We start from the raw sequence: 2,768 nt of genomic DNA, 5'->3' as shown, positions 1-2,768 counted from the left end.
CCGGCGGGCCCCACAGGGCCCGTCCGTGCCGGACCGACAGGAGGAGACGGAGCCATGGCTGACGAGATGGTGCTTCGCGCCCAGAGATTCATCAACACCACGTACAACGACGGCGCGACCCTGGGCATATCCAAGCTGAGCGAGAACGGCCAGACCGGCTGGCCCGTGATGTACGCCCTGACCCGGGCGCTCCAGTACGAGATGGGCATCACCGCCCTGTCCAACTCCTTCGGCCCGACCACCCTCGGGAAGCTGGGGGAGCTGTACGGCAAGCTCGACGAGACGACCATCCCGTCGGCCAACTTCTGCCGCATCATCCAGTCCGCCCTGTACTGCAAGGGCTACGACGGCGGCGAGATCGACGGACAGTACAACGACCGGGTCAAGGCCGCGGTCGTGAAGCTCAACCAGAACATGGGCGTCTCGGGCACCTACCCGGGCAGCTCCCTGTGGCCCAAGGTGGTCAAGGGACTGTTCAACATGGACGCCTACGTCACCGTCAGCAACGGTTCGGACACCATCCGTTCCATCCAGCAGTGGCTGAACGGCCGGTACATCCTGCGCAAGGACTTCTACATCATCCCCTGCGACGGCCACCACTCCCGTGACGTGGCCAAGTCGATGCTGTTCGCGATCCAGTACGAGCTGGGCATGGCGGACGGCGTCGCCAACGGCGTGTTCGGACCGGGCACCCAGTCCGGCCTGAAGAGCCACACCGTGTCGAACGGCACCACCGGCGTCTGGGCGCAGCTCTTCACCGCGGCCATGATCCTGAACAAGCGCAACGTCCCCTTCGGCGACTTCACCTCCACGGTGCAGTCCGGCGTGGAGACCTTCCAGTCCTTCAGCAAGCTCCCCGTCACCGGCAAGGGCGACTTCCAGACCTGGGCCTCGCTGCTCGTCTCCTACGGCGACCAGTCCCGCAGGGGCACGGCCTGCGACGGCGTCACCAAGATCACGCCCGCGCGTGCGCAGGCCCTGAAGGACGCAGGTTACCGGTACATCGGCCGCTACCTCTTCAACCCCTCCGCCACGAGTCTGCCGGAGAAGCAGATCCAGCCGGGCGAGCTCGCCACCATCAAGGAGTACGGGCTCAGCTGCTTCCCGATCTTCCAGACGTGGAGCCGGTCCGCGGACTACTTCAGCCACAACCAGGGCACCATCGACGCGTTCCGCGCGATCGAGTGGGCCAGGTACCACGGCTTCAAGGCCGGCACCATCATCTACTTCGCCGTCGACTACGACGCGATGGACGGCGAGGTCACCGACTACGTCATCCCGCACTTCCGCGCGATCATGCGCACCGTCAGCGAGAACTCCGGCTACCGCGTCGGCATCTACGGCCCGCGCAACGTCTGCCAGCGCGTCTCCGACGCCGGCTACGCGGTGACGAGCTTCGTCTGCGACATGTCCAGCGGCTTCTCCGGCAACCTCGGTTACCCGCTGCCCACCAACTGGGCGTTCGACCAGATCTCCACCATCACGGTCGGCTCGGGCTCGGGCTCGATCGAGATCGACAACAACATCGCGTCCGGACGGGACTACGGCCAGAGCGACTTCAACCCGGGCGCCGACCTCAACGAGCTGGACACCGACCTGGACAAGGACGCCTACCGGGCCCCGCTGCTCCAGGACGTGAAGGCGTACCTGGAGTCGATCGGCGTCCCGGAGACCGGCGGTGACGGCTGGACCGACAAGGACTGGGCCTCCCTCGGCGGCATCTCCACCACCGAGGCGTTCAACGCGGTGATGGACGCGGACTGGCTGTTCACCTCGCTGGCCCGGTCGCTGCGGATGCGCAAGGCGCTCATCCAGGCGCCGGTCCTGTGGGAGCTGCGCAAGCTCAACCCGCTCGACTTCATCGCCGACGCGGCGGTCAAGGCGGGCGAGAGGGACGACTGCAGCACCGGCTGGGGACAGATCTTCGCCGCGACCGCCATCAAGGCCCGCAACTACTGCATCGGTGAAGGCATCATCAACGGCGAGGGGATGGACTACGAGTCCTCGGCCGACCTCCGCAAGGTCTGGTACCAGCTTCACGAGGACCAGGAGTACAACGTCCGCACCGTCGCCTACGTGCTGATCTGGAACTCGGAGCTGCTCGGCATCGACCGGCCCGGCCTGAACAGCAGCGTCCACCTCACGGAGGCCGTGCTCGGCCAGTACAACGGCACCGGTCCGGACGCCGAGCAGTACGGCCGGGAGCTGATGGGTCTGTACCACGTCCTGGAGCAGTACAACGCGTTGTCGCGCGGCTAGTGGCGGCGGCGGACGAAGGAGGGCCGGCCTCGATGACCGGACGGTGGCAGGTCGCCCTGGGTGTCAACGTGCTCCTCGGCGTCCCGGGCGTGATACCGATCTGGCTGCTGTGGTTCCTCGCGGCGAGCTGGGCGGGCGGTCCCGAACCGACGGACGACGACCCCATGGTGCTCTGGCTGCCGGTCGCCGCCGTCATCGTGGTCCCGTACGTCCTGCTCTGGCTGGCCGTGAACCGCCCCTTCAGGCGCCGCAGTCCGCTCGCACCCCGCACCTACTGGCTGCTCAGCGTCGTGGCCACCTTCCTGCCGACCACGGCGCTCATCATCTACTCACCGTGAGAAGGGAACAATGACGTGCACACCGAGAGGCGCGGCAACGTGAACGGCATGTCGAGACGGGTCCTGGTGAAGTCCACCGGAGTGATCACCGCCGCGGTCGCCGCGGGGCTCGTCGCCCCCGGCACCGCCCTGGCCGGCCCCCGGGACGGCGCGCCGACCGGGCCCGCGGCG

2 protein-coding genes are annotated in these 2,768 nt (G+C 67.4%); both read left to right on the top strand.

What is annotated here, in order from left to right:
- Positions 1-54: 54 nt before the first annotated feature.
- Positions 55-2,259, top strand: coding sequence for a glycoside hydrolase domain-containing protein (locus B7767_RS11005; RefSeq protein WP_085572040.1), 2,205 nt, complete (start codon positions 55-57; stop codon positions 2,257-2,259).
- 32 nt (positions 2,260-2,291) lie between these two features.
- Positions 2,292-2,597 (top strand): hypothetical protein, encoded by a 306-nt coding sequence (locus tag B7767_RS11000; RefSeq protein ID WP_085572039.1) that lies wholly within the window; start codon positions 2,292-2,294, stop codon positions 2,595-2,597.
- Positions 2,598-2,768 lie beyond the last annotated feature (171 nt).

Source organism: Streptomyces sp. 13-12-16 (assembly GCF_002114215.1).
Lineage (GTDB): Bacteria > Actinomycetota > Actinomycetes > Streptomycetales > Streptomycetaceae > Streptomyces.
This window is presented reverse-complemented; position numbering and strand designations above follow the sequence as displayed.

Bases quoted from the DNA above. Each gene is read 5' to 3' on its own strand.
- B7767_RS11000 (WP_085572039.1), top strand. From the start codon at position 2,292: ATGACCGGACGGTGGCAGGTCGCCCTGGGTGTCAACGTGCTCCTCGGC.
- B7767_RS11005 (WP_085572040.1), top strand. From the start codon at position 55: ATGGCTGACGAGATGGTGCTTCGCGCCCAGAGATTCATCAACACCACG.